The 16,933-nt window shown below is 41.1% G+C and carries 15 protein-coding genes; 6 read left to right on the top strand and 9 right to left on the bottom strand.

Going from position 1 to position 16,933, the window contains the following annotated elements; translation table 11 throughout:
• Nucleotides 1–160: 160 nt before the first annotated feature.
• Nucleotides 161–1,864: a gamma-glutamyltransferase gene (gene ggt / locus AX660_RS02165; RefSeq protein WP_235594634.1), complete on the bottom strand. Its 1,704-nt coding sequence runs from the start codon at nucleotides 1,862–1,864 to the stop codon at nucleotides 161–163.
• Nucleotides 1,865–2,049: 185 nt separating this feature from the next.
• On the opposite strand from ggt, the gene rrtA reads away from it, so the two are divergent.
• Complete coding sequence (rrtA, locus tag AX660_RS02160; RefSeq protein ID WP_068371793.1) at nucleotides 2,050–2,634, top strand: rhombosortase; 585 nt, start codon at nucleotides 2,050–2,052, stop codon at nucleotides 2,632–2,634.
• Nucleotides 2,635–2,704: 70 nt separating this feature from the next.
• Here the strand turns inward: rrtA and AX660_RS02155 are convergent, their stop codons facing one another.
• The gene (locus AX660_RS02155) at nucleotides 2,705–5,200 is read right to left on the bottom strand and encodes a S9 family peptidase (RefSeq protein ID WP_068371790.1); all 2,496 of its coding nucleotides are present in this window, start codon (nucleotides 5,198–5,200) and stop codon (nucleotides 2,705–2,707) included.
• Nucleotides 5,201–5,351: 151 nt separating this feature from the next.
• On the opposite strand from AX660_RS02155, the gene AX660_RS02150 reads away from it, so the two are divergent.
• Nucleotides 5,352–5,891 (top strand): glutathione peroxidase, encoded by a 540-nt coding sequence (locus AX660_RS02150; RefSeq protein WP_068371786.1) that lies wholly within the window; start codon nucleotides 5,352–5,354, stop codon nucleotides 5,889–5,891.
• An 84-nt stretch (nucleotides 5,892–5,975) separates the two neighbouring features.
• On the opposite strand, the gene AX660_RS02145 is transcribed toward AX660_RS02150, so the two are convergent.
• The 5 genes from AX660_RS02145 to AX660_RS02125 form a co-directional block, all read right to left on the bottom strand.
• Nucleotides 5,976–6,440, bottom strand: a complete 465-nt coding sequence (locus tag AX660_RS02145; protein ID WP_068371783.1) for a PH domain-containing protein — start codon at nucleotides 6,438–6,440, stop codon at nucleotides 5,976–5,978.
• A gap of 237 nt (nucleotides 6,441–6,677) precedes the next feature.
• Nucleotides 6,678–7,280, bottom strand: coding sequence for an FMN-dependent NADH-azoreductase (locus AX660_RS02140; protein ID WP_068372080.1), 603 nt, complete (start codon nucleotides 7,278–7,280; stop codon nucleotides 6,678–6,680).
• Between the two features lie 131 nt (nucleotides 7,281–7,411).
• On the bottom strand, nucleotides 7,412–8,176 hold the full coding sequence (locus tag AX660_RS02135) for an SDR family oxidoreductase (protein WP_068371777.1): 765 nt from the start codon (nucleotides 8,174–8,176) through the stop codon (nucleotides 7,412–7,414).
• A 24-nt stretch (nucleotides 8,177–8,200) separates the two neighbouring features.
• A complete protein-coding gene (locus AX660_RS02130; RefSeq protein WP_068371774.1) occupies nucleotides 8,201–9,202 on the bottom strand; it encodes an NADP-dependent oxidoreductase in 1,002 nt (333 codons plus the stop codon).
• 33 nt (nucleotides 9,203–9,235) lie between these two features.
• A complete protein-coding gene (locus AX660_RS02125; protein WP_068371771.1) occupies nucleotides 9,236–11,041 on the bottom strand; it encodes an acyl-CoA dehydrogenase in 1,806 nt (601 codons plus the stop codon).
• 180 nt (nucleotides 11,042–11,221) lie between these two features.
• Here AX660_RS02125 and AX660_RS02120 point away from each other — a divergent pair, with 180 nt between their 5' ends.
• On the top strand, nucleotides 11,222–12,196 hold the full coding sequence (locus tag AX660_RS02120) for a GlxA family transcriptional regulator (protein ID WP_068371768.1): 975 nt from the start codon (nucleotides 11,222–11,224) through the stop codon (nucleotides 12,194–12,196).
• Between the two features lie 375 nt (nucleotides 12,197–12,571).
• Entirely contained in the window at nucleotides 12,572–12,880 is a 309-nt protein-coding gene (locus AX660_RS02115) for an isoamylase early set domain-containing protein (RefSeq protein ID WP_068371765.1), read from the top strand.
• A 70-nt stretch (nucleotides 12,881–12,950) separates the two neighbouring features.
• Here the strand turns inward: AX660_RS02115 and AX660_RS02110 are convergent, their stop codons facing one another.
• Both AX660_RS02110 and AX660_RS02105 read right to left on the bottom strand, forming a co-directional pair.
• Nucleotides 12,951–13,877: an electron transfer flavoprotein subunit alpha/FixB family protein gene (locus AX660_RS02110; RefSeq protein ID WP_068371761.1), complete on the bottom strand. Its 927-nt coding sequence runs from the start codon at nucleotides 13,875–13,877 to the stop codon at nucleotides 12,951–12,953.
• Nucleotides 13,877–14,626: an electron transfer flavoprotein subunit beta/FixA family protein gene (locus AX660_RS02105; protein WP_068371758.1), complete on the bottom strand. Its 750-nt coding sequence runs from the start codon at nucleotides 14,624–14,626 to the stop codon at nucleotides 13,877–13,879. Before AX660_RS02105 ends, AX660_RS02110 begins: the two co-directional genes overlap by 1 nt.
• 426 nt (nucleotides 14,627–15,052) lie before the next feature.
• Here AX660_RS02105 and AX660_RS02100 point away from each other — a divergent pair, with 426 nt between their 5' ends.
• Both AX660_RS02100 and AX660_RS23515 read left to right on the top strand, forming a co-directional pair.
• Nucleotides 15,053–16,705, top strand: coding sequence for an electron transfer flavoprotein-ubiquinone oxidoreductase (locus AX660_RS02100; RefSeq protein WP_068371755.1), 1,653 nt, complete (start codon nucleotides 15,053–15,055; stop codon nucleotides 16,703–16,705).
• A gap of 119 nt (nucleotides 16,706–16,824) precedes the next feature.
• The coding region (locus AX660_RS23515) for an H-NS family histone-like protein (RefSeq protein ID WP_456095287.1) at nucleotides 16,825–16,933 on the top strand (109 nt) is incomplete at its 3' end.

The following is a 16,933-nucleotide window of genomic DNA, read 5'->3' as shown; positions in this document are numbered from 1 at the left end:
CTTACTTCGGTGTTGAACTGATTTGAAAGGGTAAAGCCATTCCTGCATCAGTTCGCCTTGAATTAAGTCCCCTCAGAAACGCTGAAACTCGCATTTCCAGGTTGTTTGGGTATATAAAATAACTTGACCACGCTATTTGCTTGGTCAATTCTTTCTTCTCTTACAAACCGACAGCTACCCCCTCTCGACGTGGATCTGCACCACCAATCAAGACGCCGTTTTGAATTTGAATACCGTGCAAACCACTGTTTAAATCAATAATTTTTATCTCGTGACCTTTGGCCTTAAGTTGTGGAGCTAATCGTTCTGCGGCAGTATCTTTTTCCAGTGCGGTGTAATCATTACGATTGGTGATATGGGGTAAATTTATCGCTTGTTGGATATCAAGATTCCAATCCAATACCCCAATTAAGGTTTGGGCCACATAATCAATAATACGACTGCCGCCGGGCGAACCTAAGACCAAGGATAAATTGCCAGATTTATCAAACACCATGGTTGGGCTCATGGCGCTGCGGGGGCGTTTACGTGGCTCTATGCGATTCAATACTGGACGATTGTGACGATAAGGAACTAAAGAAAAATCGGTCATTTGATTATTCAGTAAAAAACCTTCAACAAACACACCTGAACCAAAGGCAAACTCAATACTGGTGGTCATGGAGATCGCGTTACCTTCTTGATCTACAATAGAAAAATGGCTGGTATTAGGCAGCTCGTAGGCATTGTCGTCAGCAAAATCGAAGGTCGGAAATGGTTGCCCTGCACCTGCCCTACCCATATCCTTTTCCAGGTTAATCTGCTTAGCTCTATCACTGACGTAGCTTTGGCTAATCAGTGCGCCAAAAGGTAGGTGACTAAAATCACTATCAGCAATATACATATCACGATCAGCAAAAGCTAAACGAGATGCTTGAGTAAACAAATGCAGTGCATCTGGATCATTGGCGGGATAACGGGCTAATTCAAAAGGTTCTAACATACGTAAAATTTGTAATACGTTAACCCCGCCAGAACTGGGTGGGGGCATGCCACATACCTGATAGGTTTTGTAAGGGCCGCACACGGCGGAACGTTTTATCGCACGATAATCGGCAAAATCCTCTGCACTTAATACACCAGGATTGATGGTAGAAAATTGTGCGGCACTGGCCATTTTAGTTGCTAATTCGCCCTTATAAAAACTATCAGCCCCTTCATTGGCAATGGTTGTTAATGTTCTGGCTAATAGGCTATTTTTTTTGAGGCTGTCTTTAGCCAAAGGTATACCTTCTGGATAAAAATATATCGCCGAACTACGAAATTGTTTTAGCCCAGGGTGGATATTAGCAGCCAATAATTTAGCCAGTCTGTCTGATACTTTGAAGCCCTCAGACGCTTTAACTATTGCATCATTAAACAAGCTATTCCAAGGTTGTTTGCCGTATTCTTTGTGCAGCATGTCCAGTGCTTTTAGCACCCCAGGCACACCGATGGATTTACCTCCCATAACGGCATCTTGCCAAGCCATGGCTTGTTTACCTTGCATAAACAGATCGGGAGTTGCCGCTTTAGGTGCAGTTTCACGGCCATCAACTGCGATTAATTTTTTAGCTTTATTGTCCCAGTACAAGATAAAAGCCCCACCGCCAATGCCCGAAGATTGGGGTTCTACTAAGGTCAACATGGCCTGTATTGCAACCGCCGCATCAATAGCACTGCCACCTTTAACTAAGATGTTTTTCCCAGCCCAAGACGCGTAAGGATTAGCCGCCACCACCATAAAGGTTTTTGAGCTAAATGCCTGTTTTTCATGGCGACCTGTCGCAGCTTCTGGTTCACGATCTTCTCGTTGCTGAGCCAAAACGGGAGTCGCTAAACTCAAGACTAAGCAAGTTATTGATAAGTAAAATCGGATCGGCACGTGACCTCTGCATTAGTAAATAGATAATATGCTGCACACTAACCAGCACGTAATTGTTTTGCAACCACACAAGACGCCAATTTTGACTTATCGCCAATTAATCATAGGGTGTTAACATAAGCTATGAAAAGTAAAACGGCTTTACCATGTTAAATTTACCCTTATCTCGCCCGTTTATAATCGGCCCTATTATTTTACTGACTTTGTGCTGGAGCCTGTTTTTGTTTGAGCCCATTAGCAGCGAATGGCTAGCTTTTGATCGTGACCTTATCGTACAACAGCAATTTTGGCGTCTATTCAGTGGCAATCTACTTCACACTAATTTAAACCATCTGTTATTAAACAGCGCTGGCGTCTTGTTACTTTGGGCATTACATGGTCAGTATTTCAAAACTAAACAATATTTACTGTTTATGACGCTATTGTGTTTGGGCACTACCTTAAGTATTTATGGGTTTGCTCCACAATTACGCTGGTATGTTGGTTTGTCTGGTGCCTTACATGGCTTGTTTATATTGGGTGCTTATTTTGACATTAAACATGGTTTGTTAAGTGGTTGGTTGTTGCTTATCGGTGTACTGGTGAAAGTCGCCCATGAACAATTTTATGGCGCTAGTGATGATATTGCTGAACTAATTGGCGCTAATGTTGCCATTGATGCTCATTTATACGGCAGTTTAAGTGCCTTAGTCATTATTTTGTTGTTGTACTTAAAAAATATAAAAAGATAAGGATTCAAGAGAAGTCAAAACCAATCCGGCGACAAATCAACCGGATTGGCCTCTAAAATACTGAGGATTGTTAGAGATTAGTCTCAAACAATTTGTAGATCCTACGGTATTCATCTAACCATGAACTAGGTTGCACAAAACCATGGGACTCAACCGGAAAAATAGCCGTTTCAAAGTCCACTTTTTCGAGTTCAATCAAACGTTGAACCAAACGCACGGTATCCACAAAAAACACATTGTTATCAACCATAGGTGCGTTGATCAATAAGGGTTTTTCTAAACCTTCCGCAAAATAAATCGGTGAACTACGCTCATAAGCGATTGGATCGACATCTGGGGTATTCAAGATATTGGAAGTATAACCATAGTTATAATGTGCCCAATCACTTACTGGCCGTAAAGCTGCACCAGCTTGAAATAGATCAGGGGCGGTAAATAAGGCCATAAAAGTCATAAAACCACCGTAAGAGCCGCCATAGGTGCCTATTTTCGCTGCATCTACACCAGTATTGGCGACCAACCAATTAACACCATCACGTAAGTCTTCAATTTCAGGTTTGCCCATATGGCGATATATGGCTGTGCGCCAATCTCGGCCATAACCGGCGGATGCACGATAGTCCATGTCTAAGACCACATATCCTTGTTGCACCAAAAAGTTATGAAACATAAATTCACGGAAATAGGCTGACCAGCCTAAATGGGAGTTTTGTAAATAACCTGCTCCGTGAGTAAATACCACAGCACGGCGTTTCGCTTCACCTTCAGTCATAGGGGTAGCGTACACCCGCGAATAGATTGGCTGGTCGGTGTGTGAAGACTTTATAGGGACTATGTCTGGGGCTAACCAATTAATGGCTAAAAAGGCCTCACTAACCGTATGAGTTAGTTGCTCTGCAACGGGTTTAGCAAGTGCTTTAACATATAACTCTGGTGGCATCGTTACCTTAGAATGGGTTAACAACAGTGATTGCTCATCTGGACTCAATACATACTCTGTCATACCGTTTAAGTCGGTTAAGGCTTCAATATCGCCAGAGGCTAAATTAACGCGGTAAATTTCATAGATACCCGGGTGTTTTTTATTGGCTTGAAAATACATAAACTGATCATCAGCAGATAATGTCAAACTATCTACTTCAAATTTGCCCTTAGTTAGGGCTTTTGCTTTGCCAGTGTATGATTTTAAGTAAAGGTGGCCGTAACCTGTTTCTTCAGATAAATAATACAAACTATCGCTGTTATTTAACCAACCAAAACCATTAAATTGATAATTAACCCACGCATCGTCATGTAAACGATGCTGAGTAAGCAGTTTTTGTTCCTTAATATCAACTGTAGTTAACCAGCGATCTTTGTTATCAAACGCTGCGACCATTACCGCCACCTTGTCACCTTGGCTATTCCATTGAATAGCACTTTGTGACCAGCGCCAATCATCAATTAAACCGATAGTACGAGGTAGTCGATTTTCCTGATAAGTCTCGCCTTTGACCACTGCGTTTTCGCGTTTTACCGCGGCGAGTACGTCTTCGTTATATCCAGGTAAGGCAGTGTATGGCAGTTGTTGAGCCTTATGGCCTGCTAGGTCTAATAACCATAAGGTTTGCTCAACGGGCTTACCATCTGCCACACGTTGGCGAACGTTATCCGTTTTAATTCGCCCGTCTTCATTAATGTAATTGGGCATAATGTCATTATCACTGCGGGTTTTATTTTCAACTTCTTCAACCAACAATAACCATTGTCCGTTAGGAGACAACCTGGCGGTAACAGTCTGATGGCCTTTGGGTAGATAAAACGCTTGCGCAGTTAAACTAGAATTTTGCTTTTGTAATTGTTGCTGTTGTTCAAAGCGTAGGGCTTGGTCAGCACGTTTTTTCGCTATAACTTGAATCAAACGTTGTTGTTGCTCAGCTATATAATCTTTAGGTGCTTCTAAAGCCTTCGGCTCATCAGCAAACTTCCAACTTACACGCTGCTCACGAAAACCATTTTCGGGATCCAATACCATAATACTATCACCCGACTGGAAGCTCAGCTTACCGTCGAGTAAAAAGCGCAAATTGTAGGCTTTGTTGCTGTCTTGAGTAAGTTGTTTAAGGCTACCGGTGGCTAAATTTTTATAAAATATATTGCCTTCATAAACCCATGCACTGAATTTTTTATCAAAACTAAGTACTCTGTTTTTATAAGCGACATTATGCTGCTCAGACAAAGTCACGATCTGTCCGTTACTGCTATCACTTAGGCTTTTTAGCCACAAATCACTTAAAGGAGTGCCTTGTTGTTTGCGTTGGTAAAAAACCTGCTGGCTATCATCAGACCAATAAGCTTGTTCTGGCGCATTGCCTATCCAGTCTGGATCAGCCATGATTTGCTCTATGGTCAAACCTTGCTCAGCGACAAACACTTGGCTAGATTGAATAGTTTGTGTGGCTAGCGTAGATTGATTATTTGTTTGTGGTGTAGGGTTGAGTAAGGTGGTTGAGCTTTCTGTCGCAGCACAAGCAAGCAACATGCTTGTCATGCCCACAACCAAGGCACAGCGTTTAAAATGGCGCATAGTTATTATTCCAAATTATATTTTTATTGCGGATGTCGAAAGTATTATTAAACCCTTTCGGTCAATCAACAAGTAAAAAGAAACGTAAGTAAATGATCCAAAATCACTTTTTGATTGTATAAATTAATAAACCAGCCAGGCTAGGAAAATTATGAAACAAGGTATTATCGCAAGTTTATTGTTATGTTCGGGTTTAGCTAATGCAGCTGACTGCCCGGATTTACTTAAGTTTATGAAACGTAAACTGAATTCTCAGGAAACCGTCAACATGTGTGAAGCTTATCAAGGCAAAACCGTATTGTTTGTAAATACCGCCAGTAAGTGTGGTTTTACTCCACAATTTGAAGGACTGGAAAAACTTTACACTGATTACCAAGATCAAGGATTAGTGGTACTGGGTTTTCCGTCTAATGATTTTAAACAAGAGTTTGCTGACGAAAGTAAAACGGCAGAATTATGTGAATTAACCTATGGGGTTAAATTCCCGATGTTTGAAACTATCGCGGTACGTGGTGATGATGTTGATCCACTTTATCGTATGTTAGCCAAAAAATCCGGTACCACACCCAAGTGGAATTTTTATAAATACCTCATGGATAAAGACGGCAATGTGGTTGAATCTTATGCATCAACAACCAAACCCAACGATGAAGATTTTATTGCTACTTTAGAAAAAACACTGGCGAAATAACTTAGGTTTTATGTACATGAGCCTATGTCACCTCCCCATCTAGTTCATTTAAACGAATAGGATGGGGAGTTTGGGCTTATCGACTTAAATCGAGTCAACACTCTCTATGGATTTTTTCACTTTCAGCGGCTCATCAATTTTAACAAAGACGACGTCACTAATACCGCGGCCGGTAATTTTCACATTACCAAAACCAAAGATACGACCGATAATTCCTTGATTGATTTCAACTGTTTCAATAGAAGTTATTTTCATTTCATCGGTTTTACGCGAGATGATGCCGGTTTTTCTAACAACTCGTTTGTTGGTGACACCTTGCTCCAGACTTCTGAGTTTTAACCATTCCCAAAGTGCCAGAATCAGAGTGATGCCACATACAACGAGACCAAGCCCTCCTAGGCCTGTGTCGCTGCCACCTACCAGGGTAAGTCCTAATGCGAGGATGGCCACTATAATCCAACTCACCATAGGTATTTTTGCAAACCAGTGTAAGTTAAAAATTTCGTGAATTTTTTCGTCTTTTGACAACGACTCTTCTATGTAGCTCATACAGCTATCCTTGGTGATGTTTGCTATCAATCAAACTGTATTTCTAACATAGTCTTTAACTCTCTGTATAGCTTAGATTTATTTCAATGCTCATACAGACGAAAGACACAAAATAATCAAGGGTGCGAATTGTTCCGTAGATACCATGTAAATTAAAATACAAAAAGCCCGCCCATATTAGCAATGTGGGCGAGCTTAATGTAAAGCTAAGGCTTAATTGTCAAATTATACTAAACATCAAGCACTTAAACGCTCTAGTTGTTGTTCAGCAAAGGACCAAGCTGATTCAGCGGCATCGCCGCCCATGGCCAAACCTTCTACATAAACAAACTCAACATCGTTCAAACCAATAAAACCAAGTACATCATTTAAATACTGACTTTGGCTGTCTTTGGGAGTACCTGCATATTTACCACCACGAGCAGCGAGTACGTAAACTTTTTTGTTAGCCAACAAACCTTGTGGCCCAGTTTCAGTATATTTAAAGGTAATACCGGCACGGGCAACTCGATCAATCCACGCCTTAAACGTACTGGGGACACCAAAGTTGTACATGGGCATTCCAATAATTATTGCGTCAGCTTGCTGTAACTCGGCAATCAAGGTATCAGATAAAGCTGCCAGCGCTTCCTGGGCAGAGGTTCTAGTCGATTTATCCGTTCTCCAAGCAATCATTTCTTCCATGCTTAAATGGGAGATATTCATGTCGTTGAGATTGCGTTCAACCACTGTCAAATCACTATGCTCAGATTTTAAACGTGTCACTAACTTACTCGTTAGCTTGTTAGAGTTACCATTTGCGCTGCTTAAGCTGCTATTAACCACTAAGATATTTTTCATGCTTTTCACTCCAATTAAGATGGGAGCAATTTTATGTGAACCAATAAGAATAAAAAGCGCATTAAATACCACATACCTTTCTATTTTATAGAAAGGTATGTGTTTATTCAAAAGTATGAAGGTAAACAGTTTTAACTTAAGTATCCGCCATCCACCGTAATAGTGGTTCCGGTGGTGTAACTTGATGCATCTGAGACTAAATACAATACCGTACCGGCCATTTCTTCAGGTTGTGCGGTGCGGCCCAAGGGGATTTGTTTTAAGGCCGTTTTGAGGATTTTTTCGTTAGAAGTAAGCGCCGAGGCAAACTTGGTTTCGGTTAGGCCAGGAAGCAAAGCATTTACTCTGATATTTAATGGTCCACATTCTTTGGCAAAAGCTTTGGTCATACTGATCACCGCGGCTTTGGTGATGGAATAGATACCTTGCATGGCACCCGGTGAAATACCGTTTACCGAGGCCGTATTGAGGATCACGCCACCGCCCTGCTCTTTCATCATTTTGCCGGCAGCAATTGACATAAAAAAGTAACCACGGATATTCACATCAACCGTTTTATCATAAGCGGCTAAATCGGTATCTAGAATATGTCCAAAATACGGATTGGCAGCGGCGTTATTAACCAGTATGTCTATGCGACCAAACTTATCTTTTATTTCACTGAAAATAGCGTCTATTTGTGCCATATCCCCTACATGACAGGCCATAGCGCTAGCATCTCCACCTTGTGCGCGAATACTCGCAGCCACTGCCTCACAGGCATCTATTTTACGGCTGGATACTATGACTCTAGCACCATAAGCCGCGAGTAAACGAGCAATGGCCTCACCAATACCACGGCTAGCGCCGGTTACGAGCGCGACTTTACCACTTAAATCAAATAGTTCTTTATGCATGTTATTTCCTATTTGCTTAATTATTTAAGCTCCAACTTTAAGGACTAACTTACCGGTGTTTTCGCCGTTAAATAACATCAATAAGGCTTCGGGGAAATTATCAAAACCTGTTACCACATGCTCTTTGGCCTTTAATTTACCCTGAGAGATCCAGCCAGCCATTTCGGCTGCGGCTTTGCCATAATTGGCGGCATTATCAAATACCACTATACCTTCCATACGCGCACGATTGACCAACAAACTGAGATAGTTTGAAGGCCCTTTAACTGGAGCCGTATTATTGTATTGGCTAATAGCACCACAAATAACGATGCGGGCTTTCATACGAATTTGGGTTAATACTGTATCGAGAATTTCGCCACCGACATTATCAAAATAAACATCAATGCCTTTTGGACAGTGTTCTTTAAGGGCTTTTTTAAGATCATCATTTTTATAATCAATCGCCCCATCAAAACCTAAGTCATCAACTAGGTATTTACACTTATCCGCACCACCGGCAATACCAATGACTCTACAACCCTTTATTTTAGCGATTTGCCCCACTACAGTACCCACAGCTCCAGCAGCGCCCGATACAACTAATGTTTCGCCAGCTTTAGGTAAACCGGTATCAAGCAGACCAAAATAGGCTGTCATACCCGGCATGCCCAATACACCTAGATAACGTTCAAGAGGCGCTAAGGCTGGATCAATTTTATGCAAACCTGGTGTACCTACTACCGCGTATTGCTGCACCCCACAGTGACCATAGACATAATCACCTTCGGCAAATTTACTGTCGGTGGATTTAAGCACCTGACCTACCGTGCCAGCACGCATGACCGCACCTAACTGCACAGGTTCGATATAAGACTTACCTTCGTTCATCCAGCCGCGCATCGCCGGATCAAGTGAAATATAATCGACTCTGATCAATACCTGATTGTCTGTTAGCTCAGGAACGTCGTTTTCAACATAATCCCAGTTATCGCGAGTAGGTTTGCCGACGGGGCGTGATTTAAGTAAAAATTGTTTGTTTTTCATTTGCTGTCCTGCGTTTTGTAAAGTGATAAAAAATTAAAACCATTCGCTGTGCATTGCCGCACAACTATCATCTAATTCGCTTAATAAGCTCAAGTCTCTTGCTATGGTAGGTAATTCCCAATGAACAAAGTATTTAGCTGCCTGTATTTTGCCCCTATAAAAAGCCTGATCATCGCCACTCAAGTCAGTTTGATGTATAGCTTGCTCAGCCACATTGGCCTGACGGATCCACATCCAACTCATTACAATTTGGCCAAATACATTCATAAAACAACTGGCATTGGCTAGCAAAATTGGCTGTTTATCATTGGCTAATCCCTGTGCCAAAGCCGGGATCAACTGAGCCATTTGTGCAATATAAGGGTGTAGTCGTTTTAGCAAAGACTGACAAGCCGGCCCTTGTATCTGGCTAAAGTCTTGTTGCATACGCTGTTGTAAAAGCTTAAGACCTGCGCCTTGTGCTTGCCATAATTTACGGGTGAGTAAGTCGAGTGCTTGAATACCATTAGTGCCCTCATGGATTGGATTCAAACGATTATCGCGCCAGCATTGTTCTACCGGATATTCACGGGTATAACCGGCGCCACCAAGAATTTGAATCGCCAGATCATTGGCTTTAGGGCCATATTCGGATGGCCAGGCTTTAACGATGGGCGTAAGTAAATCCAGTAACTCTAAAGCGTGTTGACGTTGTGCCTCGTCTTCTAAAGTATGACTATCATCTACCAAGCGGGCGGCGTAAAAACACAGAGCCATAGCGCCTTCAACATAGGATTTTTGCGCCAGCAGCATACGTTTTACATCACCGTGGTGAATAATACTTACGGCTTTATCGGTCGGTTTATTATTAGGTGGGATACGTCCTTGAGTTCTGTCTTTGGCGTACACCAGTGAATATTGATAAGCACGATAACCTATCATCGCGGCTCCAAAACCCACTCCCAACCGCGCTTCGTTCATCATCAAAAACATATAACGCAGCCCCTGATGTTCTTCACCCACCAAGTAACCATGGCAGTCACCCTGCTCGCCAAAATTTAACACGGTAGAGGTGGTGCCACGATAACCAAGCTTATGAATTAGCCCAGCCAATGCCACATCGTTTCGCTCGCTCGGCTGTCCATGGTTATCTAGGCGATATTTAGGCACGACAAATAAAGAAATACCTTTCACGCCAGCGGGCGCACCCTGAACTTTTGCCAATACCAAATGCACAATATTTTTAGATAGTTCATGATCACCTGCCGAAATATACATTTTATTGCCTTTTATACGATATTCACCGTCGGAGGTCTTAATTGCAGTGGTAAGAATGTCAGCCAGCGAAGAACCTGCATGAGGCTCAGTTAAGGCCATAGTGCCGGTAAATTCACCGCTTAACATACGTGGCATAAAGCTGCTTTTAATTTTGTCAGAAGCAAAATTTCGAATAACGTTGGCCGCAGCCACGGTTAAAAATGGGTATCCAGTGGTTGATGGATTAGCTGCCATAAAATAGCCGGCGCTCGCCATCATAATGGTTTCGGGCAGTTGCATTCCTCCCTCGTCAAAATCGTAACGACCGGCAAGCAAACCTGCTTGGACATAAGCGTCAAAGGCCTCTTGCACTTCGGCGATCATAGTGACTTTTTCACCATCAAAAGTAGGCTCATTAGCATCGGCTTTGGCATTGTGCGGAGCAAATTTTTCAGTCGCAATTTTATTAGCCGTATCTAAGACTGCATCAAAGGTTTCTTTGTTGTGCTCGCTAAAACGTTCTCTGCCACACAGGGCTTGTGTATCCAACAACTCATACAACTGAAACTGATATTCTTTATCTTTGATTAATTCGCTGTGCATAAAATGTAATTCATCGCTTTGTCGTGCTTGATACCTCTAGCTTGACAAAAATTGTTACTGACAATAATTGTCATTTATGACACATTAATGGTCATTTAAGACAGCGATAAATTTTGATTATAATGGCTCAACACCTACGTTTATGCAGGCACTTTCTTTTTATATGTAGGCAGTCAAATCGTGTTTAATGTCACTATTCTTGGTTTCAATCAAGCTTATGCGAGCGCCATTACCGGGGCTTTAGATCTCTTTGCCCTAGCCGGGGTGACTTGGCAACGTATGCAAGGCATTAGTCCCACTCCTTATTTTAATGTACAAATTGCGACGATTAAAAAACAACCCCTACGCTGCATAAATCAACTAGAAATACGTAGTCATATTGCCATCGAAGACGTTAAACAAACCGACTTGTTATTGATCCCTACTATTGGCGGATCGTTACTGAATGTGCTGGCCGATAACCAAGCTTTGTTACCCCATATAAAACGTCATTTTGATTTAGGTGCTGATATTGCGAGTAATTGCAGTGGCGCCTTTTTCCTGGCCGAAGCCGGATTATTAAATGGTAAAGAAGCCACCACTCATTGGGGTTATGCCGAGCTATTCCGAAAACGTTATCCAGAGGTAAAACTCTGCGCCGAAAAACTCATTACTTCTCAGCAAAATATTTATTGCGCTGGTGGTGGTATGGCGTGGTTTGATTTAGCTTTGTTATTGATTGAACGATATTGTGGACACGACGTAGCAAGCACCACAGCCAAAGCCCATGTAATAGATTTATCCCGTGGACAACAAGCTGCTTATGCGAGTATCAGAGCCAAAAAGTATCATCAAGATCCTGAAGTATTATTAGTGCAGGAATGGCTCGAAGCCAACTATGTAAAACCAATCCAAATCAGCCAACTGCCAAACTTAGTCAATTTAACCTCTCGCACACTCAACCGCCGTTTTAAACAAGCTACCGAGCAAAATCCGCTGGAATATCTACAAAATTTACGTATTGAAGCAGCAAAAAAACTCCTCGAAAAATCTCACGACAATGCCCAGCGTATTGTTAACCATGTTGGATATGACGATTTAAGTTCGTTTACTCGCCTTTTTAAAAAACACACAGGTTTATCGCCAAGCCAGTACGCTAAAAAATTTAAACGCTAAAGACATTGTTTCTTGACGACTTTAAGCAAAAAAATTGTATTTTTTGATACCACAAAAAATATGCATAAAAATTGCTGTTAATATGCGCAGGCTGGTTATATTTACTAAACTGTCACGAAAGACAGGTATACTATGTGTCAATAAAACACCCTATTTTGAAAATATAACTATAAATATTAATAACTTAATTTGCAAAAATGGGAAAATATTAGAAAGTTGCCACGCGCACCAAAATGAATCATGTCTGCCTTTATTTTGTACAAAATAAAAACAGTCTTTGTTTAACAAGTATTAATAAAACAGCGGTGAGACGGGTTAACTCGTTACTGAATTTTTAACAACATTACATTTTTAATTAGCAACCGGAGAGCTTATATGGCCTTTAAAAAGCAATACCTTAAATCCAAAGCAGTATGCAAAGTGACCTTCAAGATCAGTAAAGATGAAGCTCATGAAGCAGAAAGTGTGCGTTTAGTGGGTGACTTTAATGATTGGGATAAAACCACTGCCCCAATGAAAAAGCTTAAAGATGGTAGTTTTACTGCCACAGTCGAGTTAGCTAAAGATGCTGAATACCAATTTAGGTATTTACTCAATGATAGCGAGTGGGAAAACGATTGGTCTGCAGATGCTTATGTGCCTTCGGCAATGTCATTTGATAACAATTCGGTAGTACAGGTTTAACTTTAAAATATAAAAGAAAAGCCACAGTAAACTTACTGTGGCTTTTAAGTTATATAACTACTAATACATATTAAAGTAGTGCTTCAAGCTCTGGTAAGACGGTAAATAAATCACCAACAAGTCCATAATCCGCCACCTGAAAAATAGGTGCCTCTTCGTCTTTGTTAATAGCAACGATAACTTTCGAATCTTTCATCCCTGCGAGATGTTGGATGGCTCCGGAGATCCCGACAGCTATGTATAATTGGGGGGCGACTATCTTACCCGTCTGACCTACTTGCATATCGTTAGGTACAAAACCCGCGTCAACTGCAGCACGCGAAGCGCCCATAGCGGCACCGAGTTTGTCGGCTATCCCCTCAAGTAATTTGAAGTTTTCACCGTTTTGCATGCCACGACCACCTGAGATGATGACACTGGCAGCAGTTAATTCAGGACGTTCTGACTTAGTAAGCTCAGCACTGACATAAGTTGATTTATCTGCATTTTTAACCTCAGCACAAGCCTCAATAGGAGCTGTGTTACCTAATGCTGCAGCATCAAAAGCTGCGGTTCTAACGGTAAGTACTTTAATGGCATCACTTGTTTGCACAGTAGCTAGCGCATTACCTGCGTAAATAGGACGTAAAAAGGTGTCAGCACTAATAACCTTAATAACATCAGATATTTGCGCGACATCTAACAAAGCAGCGACTCGCGGTAAAAAGTTTTTGCCGGTCGTTGTTGCTGGGGCTAAAATGTGGCTATAGCTTTTACCAAGTTCGACCACCAATTCCGCGACGTTCTCTGCTAGTTGATAGGAATATTGCGCATTATCTGCACATAATACTTTCGTTACACCTTGTACTTCAGCAGCTTGTTTAGCCACATTCTGACAATCTGCTCCTACGACTAACGCATGAATATCGCCACCAATCTGACTCGCAGCATGGATGAGCTTAAGTGATTCAGATTTCAGTTCGTGATTATCATGTTCTACATAAACTAAAATAGCCATTAGATCACCTTCGCTTCATTTTTCAATTTATCAACCAACTCGGCTACATTAGCCACCTTGATACCACCTTTACGCTGGGCTGGAGCTTCCACTTTTAATACTTTTACGTTCGAAACCAATGACACGCCATAATCGCTAGCGGCCTTAACCTCAAGAGGTTTACGTTTTGCTTTCATGATGTTGGGTAGAGACGCATAACGTGGTTCATTTAAGCGTAAATCAGTAGTCACAACTGCTGGGAGACTTAGGCTAAGTGTTTGCAGACCACCGTCGATTTCACGAGTCACTTGCACTTTGCCATCAGCCAAATCAACTTTTGATGCAAAGGTACCTTGTGGCATGCCAGTTAATGCAGCAAGCATCTGGCCTGTTTGATTATTGTCAGAATCGATGGATTGTTTACCAAGTATCACCAGATCAGGGCTTTCTTGTTCAACCACCTTTTGTAACAACTTAGCAATTTGTAACGAATCTAAAGCTTCGCTGGTATCAATTTGCAAACCGCGATCGGCTCCAAGAGCCAGAGCTGTGCGGATTTGTTCTTGGCAAGACTTATCACCAATAGAAACCACTAAGATATCTGTAGCTATGCCCTTTTCTTTCAACCTAACGGCTTCCTCAACAGCAATCTCACAAAAGGGATTGAGTGACATTTTGGTATTAGCTAAATCGACAGCCGTGTTATCAGCTTTTACCCTGACTTTCACGTTGTAATCAATAGCACGCTTGATTGGCACTAAAATTTTCATTATTACCTCTACCTATAGATGTCGATTAATTGGATAAGCATCACTGATGTTTTTTGCTTGGCCGACAATTTACGTAAAGTTGACGTAAACGTCAACTTACAACACAGTAGTTAGCTTTATACTGTATACACATTTTGACAATAGCCAAGGTCGCGTATGATGACTAAGTAATTTACTCCACAAATCGCTATAAAAAACACTACACTTCATTAACGATAGCGAGCTATGTAATTGATAAATTTGAAATTTAAGCTAAGAATATTAAAAACAGATGTTAAAAACTTTATAACATTTTTAAATTATAATTTAGTTGTACAAACATGATAGCAATATCAATATTGCCTGTTTTAACCCCTATTTCGCTAATATTTGTAACAAAACCAGTATTTTTTTAATGAATAGATAAATATAAAAGAGGAACACATAGTGGAACGAGAATCGATGGAGTTTGATGTAGTTATAGTCGGTGCTGGTCCCGCGGGACTTTCAACAGCCTGTCATTTAATGCAGCTAGCTAAACAGGCAGGACAAGAATTGCTAGTCTGTGTAGTGGAGAAAGGTTCTGAAGTCGGCGCGCATATTTTATCGGGTGCAGTATTTGAAACCCGAGCCCTAGATGAACTATTCCCTGATTGGCAAGAACGTGGTGCGCCACTTAATACCAAAGTGACAGAAGATCATATTTATTTGTTAAAAGATGGACAAAAAGCCACTAAATTGCCCAACTTAATTGTGCCAAAGACCATGCATAACCATGGCAACTATATAGTCAGTATGGGCAATATCTGTCGTTGGTTAGCCGCTCAGGCCGAAGAATTAGGCGTGGAGATTTTCCCAGGTTTTGCCGCATCAGACATCCTATACAATGAAGATGGCAGTGTGGCTGGTATTATCACGGGCGATATGGGTATTGACGTAAAAGGAGACGCGAAAGACTCCTTTATGCCGGGCATGGAGCTTAGAGCTAAATACACAGTTTTTGCCGAGGGGGGCCGAGGCCATTTAGGCAAACAGTTAATCAGACAATTTGCGTTAGATAAGGGTAAATCACCACAACATTATGGTCTTGGTTTCAAAGAGATATGGGACATTGATCCTGCTAAACATCAAGAAGGTTTGGTTGTACATAGTGCAGGCTGGCCATTAACAGAGTCTTCTGGTGGTGCCTACTTGTATCATGCTGAAAACAATCAGGTCTTGGTCGGTTTAATTATGGACCTTAATTACAGTAACCCACATTTAAGTCCCTATGATGAATTTCAACGTCTTAAGCATCACCCGATATTTAAACAATATCTGGAAGGCGGTAAACGTGTCACTTATGGTGCCAGAGCCATAGCAAAAGGCGGCTTTAATTCACTGCCTAAAATGACCTTTCCTGGTGGTTTATTGTTAGGTTGTGATGCCGGCACCTTAAATTTTGCCAAAATTAAAGGTAATCATACTGCAATGAAATCTGGTTTGATCGCTGCACAAACTTTATTTTCTGAGCTAAGCCAAGTTGAATCAATTGGAGGTAAAGATTTAACTGTTTTTACCAAAAACTTCCAACAATCTTGGTTATATAAAGAATTATTCACTTCACGTAATTTTGGCCCGGCGATCCATAAATTTGGTACGTTTTGGGGGGGTGCCTTTAATACATTGGAACAAAATATATTTGGCGGTAACTTATTTGTAACTTTACGTGATGAACACAAAGATCATGAACAATTAAAATTAGCCACAGATTGCACTAAACCTGTTTATCCAAAACCGGACGGCATATTAAGTTTTGATAAATTATCGTCAGTATTTTTATCCAATACCAATCACGAAGAAGACCAACCCTGTCATTTACAACTTATCGATACTGCTGTTCCCATTGTAATTAACTTAGCCAAATATAACGAACCTGCCCAACGTTATTGCCCTGCTGGTGTATACGAAATTATTGATAATGCGAAAGGTGAAAAGGCTCTGCAAATCAATGCACAAAATTGTGTACATTGTAAAACCTGCGACATTAAAGATCCTACGCAAAATATAAATTGGGTGGTACCGGAGGGAGCCGGTGGTCCGAATTACCCCAATATGTAAATAATTAAAGTTATTTTTAGATTAATTAAATAAAGCGAGATAATTCTCGCTTTATTTATTGCCTAATTTAATATTGAGTTATATTTTTATAGGCCATAAACAATTAAAACTGAGGTTGTATGTCTGAATTTGTAGCTATATTAACTCATGGAAGAAAATTACAAGGTGCAGTAAAGGAACTCACTGTCGAAGAACTTGAACTAGTGGCACAAAAATTAAACAATATTA

This window comes from Paraglaciecola hydrolytica, assembly GCF_001565895.1.
Classification (GTDB): Bacteria; Pseudomonadota; Gammaproteobacteria; order Enterobacterales; family Alteromonadaceae; genus Paraglaciecola; species Paraglaciecola hydrolytica.
This window is presented reverse-complemented; position numbering and strand designations above follow the sequence as displayed.

Bases quoted from the DNA above. Each gene is read 5' to 3' on its own strand.
- rrtA (WP_068371793.1), top strand. From the start codon at position 2,050: ATGTTAAATTTACCCTTATCTCGCCCGTTTATAATCGGCCCTATTATT.
- AX660_RS02155 (WP_068371790.1), bottom strand. From the start codon at position 5,200: ATGCGCCATTTTAAACGCTGTGCCTTGGTTGTGGGCATGACAAGCATG.
- AX660_RS02130 (WP_068371774.1), bottom strand. From the start codon at position 9,202: ATGAAAAACAAACAATTTTTACTTAAATCACGCCCCGTCGGCAAACCT.
- AX660_RS02110 (WP_068371761.1), bottom strand. From the start codon at position 13,877: ATGGCTATTTTAGTTTATGTAGAACATGATAATCACGAACTGAAATCT.
- AX660_RS02115 (WP_068371765.1), top strand. From the start codon at position 12,572: ATGGCCTTTAAAAAGCAATACCTTAAATCCAAAGCAGTATGCAAAGTG.
- AX660_RS02140 (WP_068372080.1), bottom strand. From the start codon at position 7,280: ATGAAAAATATCTTAGTGGTTAATAGCAGCTTAAGCAGCGCAAATGGT.
- AX660_RS02135 (WP_068371777.1), bottom strand. From the start codon at position 8,176: ATGCATAAAGAACTATTTGATTTAAGTGGTAAAGTCGCGCTCGTAACC.
- AX660_RS02145 (WP_068371783.1), bottom strand. From the start codon at position 6,440: ATGAGCTACATAGAAGAGTCGTTGTCAAAAGACGAAAAAATTCACGAA.
- AX660_RS02105 (WP_068371758.1), bottom strand. From the start codon at position 14,626: ATGAAAATTTTAGTGCCAATCAAGCGTGCTATTGATTACAACGTGAAA.
- AX660_RS02150 (WP_068371786.1), top strand. From the start codon at position 5,352: ATGAAACAAGGTATTATCGCAAGTTTATTGTTATGTTCGGGTTTAGCT.
- AX660_RS02125 (WP_068371771.1), bottom strand. From the start codon at position 11,041: ATGCACAGCGAATTAATCAAAGATAAAGAATATCAGTTTCAGTTGTAT.